The 5,091-nt window shown below is 42.9% G+C and carries 8 protein-coding genes; all 8 read left to right on the forward strand.

Annotation, left to right across the window (positions count from 1 at the left end; all coding sequences use genetic code 11):
* Nucleotides 1–202, forward strand: a 202-nt coding sequence (locus KWJ01_RS12950) for a hypothetical protein (protein WP_224996875.1), incomplete at its 5' end; no start/stop codon positions are given.
* Nucleotides 199–480 (forward strand): IS66 family insertion sequence element accessory protein TnpB, encoded by a 282-nt coding sequence (locus KWJ01_RS12955; RefSeq protein WP_224996876.1) that lies wholly within the window; start codon nt 199–201, stop codon nt 478–480. The genes KWJ01_RS12950 and KWJ01_RS12955, both read left to right, overlap by 4 nt.
* Nucleotides 480–821, forward strand: a complete 342-nt coding sequence (gene tnpB, locus KWJ01_RS12960) for an IS66 family insertion sequence element accessory protein TnpB (RefSeq protein ID WP_224996877.1) — start codon at nt 480–482, stop codon at nt 819–821. The genes KWJ01_RS12955 and tnpB overlap by 1 nt, the downstream gene beginning before the upstream one ends.
* Before the next feature lie 50 nt (nt 822–871).
* A complete protein-coding gene (locus KWJ01_RS12965; RefSeq protein ID WP_370634714.1) occupies nt 872–2,479 on the forward strand; it encodes an IS66 family transposase in 1,608 nt (535 codons plus the stop codon).
* A complete protein-coding gene (locus KWJ01_RS12970; RefSeq protein ID WP_224996878.1) occupies nt 2,386–2,781 on the forward strand; it encodes a hypothetical protein in 396 nt (131 codons plus the stop codon). The genes KWJ01_RS12965 and KWJ01_RS12970 overlap by 94 nt, the downstream gene beginning before the upstream one ends.
* A gap of 5 nt (nt 2,782–2,786) precedes the next feature.
* Nucleotides 2,787–3,506, forward strand: a complete 720-nt coding sequence (locus KWJ01_RS12975; RefSeq protein ID WP_224996879.1) for a hypothetical protein — start codon at nt 2,787–2,789, stop codon at nt 3,504–3,506.
* Nucleotides 3,507–3,538: 32 nt separating this feature from the next.
* Nucleotides 3,539–4,264 carry a macro domain-containing protein gene (locus KWJ01_RS12980; protein WP_224996880.1) on the forward strand — a complete coding sequence of 242 codons (726 nt, stop codon included), beginning with the start codon at nt 3,539–3,541 and terminating at the stop codon, nt 4,262–4,264.
* Nucleotides 4,265–4,314: 50 nt separating this feature from the next.
* On the forward strand, nt 4,315–4,878 hold the full coding sequence (locus KWJ01_RS12985) for a hypothetical protein (RefSeq protein ID WP_224996881.1): 564 nt from the start codon (nt 4,315–4,317) through the stop codon (nt 4,876–4,878).
* The last annotated feature ends 213 nt before the right edge of the window (nt 4,879–5,091 follow it).

Consider the following 5,091-nt stretch of genomic DNA (forward strand, 5'->3'; position numbering starts at 1 on the left):
CATTGATTTCAAAGGTTCTTCTTTCAATATCAAGAATGATTTGGATGAAACAAGGACAATGCACTTTGACAACCTTGATGCATTTACTGATTTCGTGGATGAATCAAAAAAGCGTTATGAAGAATATGTATTCGCCCGGCCAAGTACATCTTTTCCGGCAGTTTGTAGTAGCATAGCTTTGCTGGAAACGATAAAGCTATGAATATAGGAGAAAAGATGTTTAAGTTGGTGGAGGATTGTCTTCGCAGTGGTAAAACACAGAAGCAGTACAGTCAGGAAGTGGGCATAGGTTATGCCAGGTTCAACTACTGGGTGTGCCGCTACAGAAAACAACAGCAGCCTATGACTTCAGCGGGGTTCATTAAGGTAGATACTCTGCCCGTTAGTGAGGATCTGGAGATCTGCTACCCTAATGGCGTACGGCTAAAAGCCCAGGGAGCGGATCTTTCTCTGATCAGCCAGTTGATCCGCCTGTACTGATGTTTTCACTTAGCTCCTCCAATAGCTATCTGCTCTACATTCAGCCATGCGATATGCGCAAAAGCTTTGACGCATTGTCTGGTCTGGTGCGTAACGAGCTGCAAAGAGATCCGGCCTCGGGAGAAGTCTATATATTTGTGAACCGGAGCCGCAACTGCATCAAGCTGCTTCACTGGGAGAGCGGAGGCTTTGTACTCTACTACAAAAGACTGGAGAAGGGCACTTTTGCTGCTCCCAGCATGCAGGCTGGAAGTGGGGTATTAAAGTGGCCGGAACTGGTGCTCATGATTGAGGGTATCCAAGTAAAAAGCAGTACGCAAAAAGTACGTTACCAGCTATAAAAATGCTGTTTTTGCTATGGTAGGGGCTGTTTTTATTGTATCTTCAGGCTATGAATCCAGCCCTGGAACAGCTCTCCAAAGAAGAACTTCTTACCTTATTCCAGGAGCGGGAACAAGCATTCCAACAGCAGCAAGCTTCTCTTCACCAACAAGAAGTTTTACTCCAGCAAAAGGATCAAACCATTCAAGAACAGGCTTCTGCCATTGAAAAGCAGGAAGCTACCATCACCCAAAAGCAAGAACAGGTAGAACTTCTCCAGTGGCAGGTAGATCAACTCAAGCGTATGGCCTTTGGCCAGAAAAGAGAACGCTTTGAAGCTGACAGTCAGCAACTGCCTCTGCCTTTTGAATCCACGCCCCAACAAGCCCAGCAGCAAGAGCAAGAGCTGGTAGAAAAGATCGAATATGTGCGCAAGAAGCAGAACTCCTCTGCTCATAAAGGACGTGTACCCCTTCCAGATCACCTGGAGGTAGAAGAAGTGGAGATCTATCCGGAAGGCGACCTAAGCCAGATGCAGTGCATCGGCAAGGAGGTAACAGAAGAGCTGGAGTGTGTACCGGCAAAGCTCTTCATCCGCCGCTACATCCGCTATAAATACACTCCCAAGAATAAAGAAGGTGTGGTTATTGGTGAGCTTCCTGAGCGCATTATCGACAAAGGCATACCGGGACCAGGGCTTTTGGCCTCTATTCTGGTAGATAAGTACGTAGATCATCTGCCGCTGTATCGCCAAAGGCAAAGGTTCTTAAGAGAGAACATTCCCATAGCAGCCTCCACTCTGGATGGCTGGTGCAAAACAGCCCTGGAAAAGCTCCAGATCCTTTATGATCACCTTGTAGAGGACACCAAAAGCAAAGGCTACCTGCAGGCAGATGAAACTCCCATAAAGGTGCTGGACAAGGATAAAAAGGGCTCTACTCATCAGGGCTATTACTGGGTATACAACAGTCCCATCGATAATGCTGTGCTCTTTGATTATCAACCCACCAGAGGTGCCAGTGGACCGGATAAGATATTGTCGCACTTTAAGGGCTATCTGCAAACTGATGGCTATAAGGTCTATGAAAAGATAGGCCGACAAAAGGATGTTGTACATCTTGCCTGCTGGGCCCATGCCAGAAGGGAGTTTGAGAAAGCCCTGGACAATGATAAAGCCAGAGCCTCTATGGCCCTGCTTTACATCCAGCAGCTCTATGCTGTAGAAGCCAGAGCAAGGGAAGAAAAGCTGACCCTAGAGCAGAGAAAAGTGCTCAGGCTGGAAAAGTCGCTGTCTGTTCTTAACGAACTGGGCAAGTGGATATCAAAGGAAGTGAAAACTACCCTGCCCAAAAGTCCTATTGGCAAAGCCATGCGCTACAGCCAGCAGCGCTGGGATGCCTTATCTGCTTACCTCTATGATGGTATGCTCGAAATAGATAATAACCTGGTGGAAAATGCTATCCGCCCGGTGGCACTGGGACGAAAGAACTACCTGTTCGCTGGTTCACACCAGGCCGCACAAAGAGCAGCCATGATCTACTCTTTTTTTGCAATCTGCAAAAAGCACGAGGTAAACCCCTATCAGTGGCTCAAGCACTCCCTGGAGAATATCATGAGCATCAACCACAAGAATATTCGAAACCTGTACCCGCAGAACTTCTCAGTCCAAAACTGCTAAGCAACCTGTACTTAGCTGGGGGGATACAAGAATATCAAGAATTAAAAAATCCTACTGGCTTACCGAAAATTGGTGCTCACAAGCAAATTCTAGAGTTCAAAAAGAATAACTGGCAGCTACGGGGAATATCCGAGATATGTATTTCAGAGGACAGTGCAGAAAAAAGGGATTTATTCTCGGTTCCTTACGATCATCAAATTTACATAAGTGAGAAGCTTGTAAATGCATTGAATCTAAAAGGCATCACAGGTATTGCTATAAGAGAAACTAATAAAATAAAACGACTACCAACAACAGAATAAAGCAAATGCCCCAAGAGCTTTCAGCCATTGACAATGCAGGCAGCAACTTTTGCGTACATTCGGCAAAGGGCGGTGAAGGGCATCTGCTTTATTCAATGGACGTTGGGCTTAATCATAAACTATCCGTAGACATGCAACAATTTTTTATTTTAATTAGTCTTGTCTTGCTAATGTCTTGTGGCTTGGAGGTTGAAATAAACCCAAGCGGTGAAAATGTTCCATTTAAGTGGGTTAAAACAGGGACACGCCTGTACTATGATTACTATACCGACCAAGATACAACACAAGATTTTCGGTATTTAGAGATTGAAAAACGATTCTATGAAGGAGGAAGCACAGACTCTTGGACACCTGTATTCAATATTTTAAATGTGGATTGGGTAATTGGAAGAGACGGGCTCTATGGAAGACAATGTAATAGCTGTGACACAGGTGTTCTTGGTTGCCTAAGCTATTTTGAATTCTTATATGCTCCAAGTTCTCCTGTGTTACATCAAGAAATAACTGCATATAGATGTGAAAAAAAGCCATCCTATACCAATAAGGTGGTAGCTGTATCAAAAGAAGTGTCTGTTCCTTTAGGGACTTTCACGACTTATGCATTGCTCCATAATAATGGAGATATATCATATTGGGACCCAAGTGCAGGATTAATCATGTATGAGAGATTCAATTCTGACGGTACATGGATAGGCACTTTGAAATTGAACAGAATCGAAAATTGAAATAGACTAAGCCCAACAACAGAATAAAGCAATTGCCCCAAGAGCATTCAGCCATTGACAATGCAGGAAGCTACTTTTGCGTCCTTTCAGCAAAAGCCGGTGAAGGGCATCTGCTTTATTCAACGGACGTTGGTCTTAATTGCATGAAATCGAAACAGACATCCAAGAAGATAATATTAGTTCATAAGAATTCTCCAGAATTGGGTCAAGCCTGGATGAATGATTTTGCGTTTCATTCAGACGTTTCAGTGGTGGACGGAGATATCTTTGAACAACAATGTGACGCAATAGTAAGTCCGGGAAATTCATTTGGGTTTATGGACGGTGGACTGGATTTGATTATATCCAAAAAGCTTGGGTGGGATATTCAAAAACAACTTCAAGCAAAAATAAAGAGCCTTCCATTGGGTGAGCTATTAGTTGGACAAGCATTAACTATATCCACGGCCAATGAACCAAAATATGTGATTTGTGCTCCCACGATGCGCGTGCCAACCAGCTACAATATCTCAACATCAATTAATGCCTACTTAGCAATGAAAGCAATTTTGCTGGAGCTGGCTAATCATAATGAAATTGAGACAGTAGCAATACCTGGCTTATGTACTGGGACAGGAAATATGGAACCAGCAATTGCATCAAAACAGATGTTTGCTGCTTACGAAGAAATCATTCTTGGAACCGAAAGGGAGTTTCCAACTTTCATGGATGCACAGAAATTTCACTTCAGATTGAACCCAAAAAAAATAATAAACTAAGACCAACAACAGAATAAAGCAAATGCCCCCAGAACGTTCAGCCATTGACAATGCAAGAAGCAACTTTTGCGTCCGCTCAGCAAAGGCCGGTGAAGGGCATCTGCTTTATTCAAAGGACGTTAGGTGCCATAAATCACATCATGGAAGAAAGGCTATCACAACAGGATAAGCAGTTCTTAAAAGAAGGTATAGACTTCTATAAAAGAGCGAGCATAAGAATGCTTAGAATGGGTGTAATTATTACTCTCATAGGGGCCGTACTTTTCTATTCTCTAGGAATGTCTCTTAATGAGTTGTTGCTAGTGCTATTAGGTTTGATCTTGCTCATTTTATTTATATGGTTTAATGTATTTGGAAACTATAAACATAAAATACAAAAGGACCTCAAACATGATGTCAAAATAACTGAAGCAGCTACAGTTCAAAAAATTAAAAAAGATAAAGATAGACAGAACTACATTTTGAGTAATGGTCTTAAAATATCTGACGGTGATTTTGAAGCAGAAAGCATTGAAATCAATAGTATCGGGATAGGTCAGGTGTTGATCATAACATACACTCCTCATCGCAAAATGATCCTGCAAATGAATTTAAAAAAGAAATACGGCACCTAACAACAGAATAAAGCAAGGGCTGTAAGAGCTCTTTGCCATTGAACTACAAAACCCATACTTTGCGTCCACAGTGAAGCGGCAGTGACCAGCCCCTGCTTTATTCACTGGACGTTGGTGCAAAACAAAACCAGTAGAAACGCCTCATGATCACATCCAACAGTAGACAGCTGCTATTGATGCTCTTCTGCTTCATTATATCCTTCAGTGGGTATA

This window comes from Cesiribacter sp. SM1 (genome assembly GCF_020178975.1).
Taxonomy (GTDB): Bacteria; Bacteroidota; Bacteroidia; order Cytophagales; family Cyclobacteriaceae; genus Cesiribacter.

Bases quoted from the DNA above. Each gene is read 5' to 3' on its own strand.
- KWJ01_RS12955 (WP_224996876.1), top strand. From the start codon at position 199: ATGAATATAGGAGAAAAGATGTTTAAGTTGGTGGAGGATTGTCTTCGC.
- KWJ01_RS12985 (WP_224996881.1), top strand. From the start codon at position 4,315: ATGCAAGAAGCAACTTTTGCGTCCGCTCAGCAAAGGCCGGTGAAGGGC.
- KWJ01_RS12965 (WP_370634714.1), top strand. From the start codon at position 872: ATGAATCCAGCCCTGGAACAGCTCTCCAAAGAAGAACTTCTTACCTTA.
- tnpB (WP_224996877.1), top strand. From the start codon at position 480: ATGTTTTCACTTAGCTCCTCCAATAGCTATCTGCTCTACATTCAGCCA.
- KWJ01_RS12975 (WP_224996879.1), top strand. From the start codon at position 2,787: ATGCCCCAAGAGCTTTCAGCCATTGACAATGCAGGCAGCAACTTTTGC.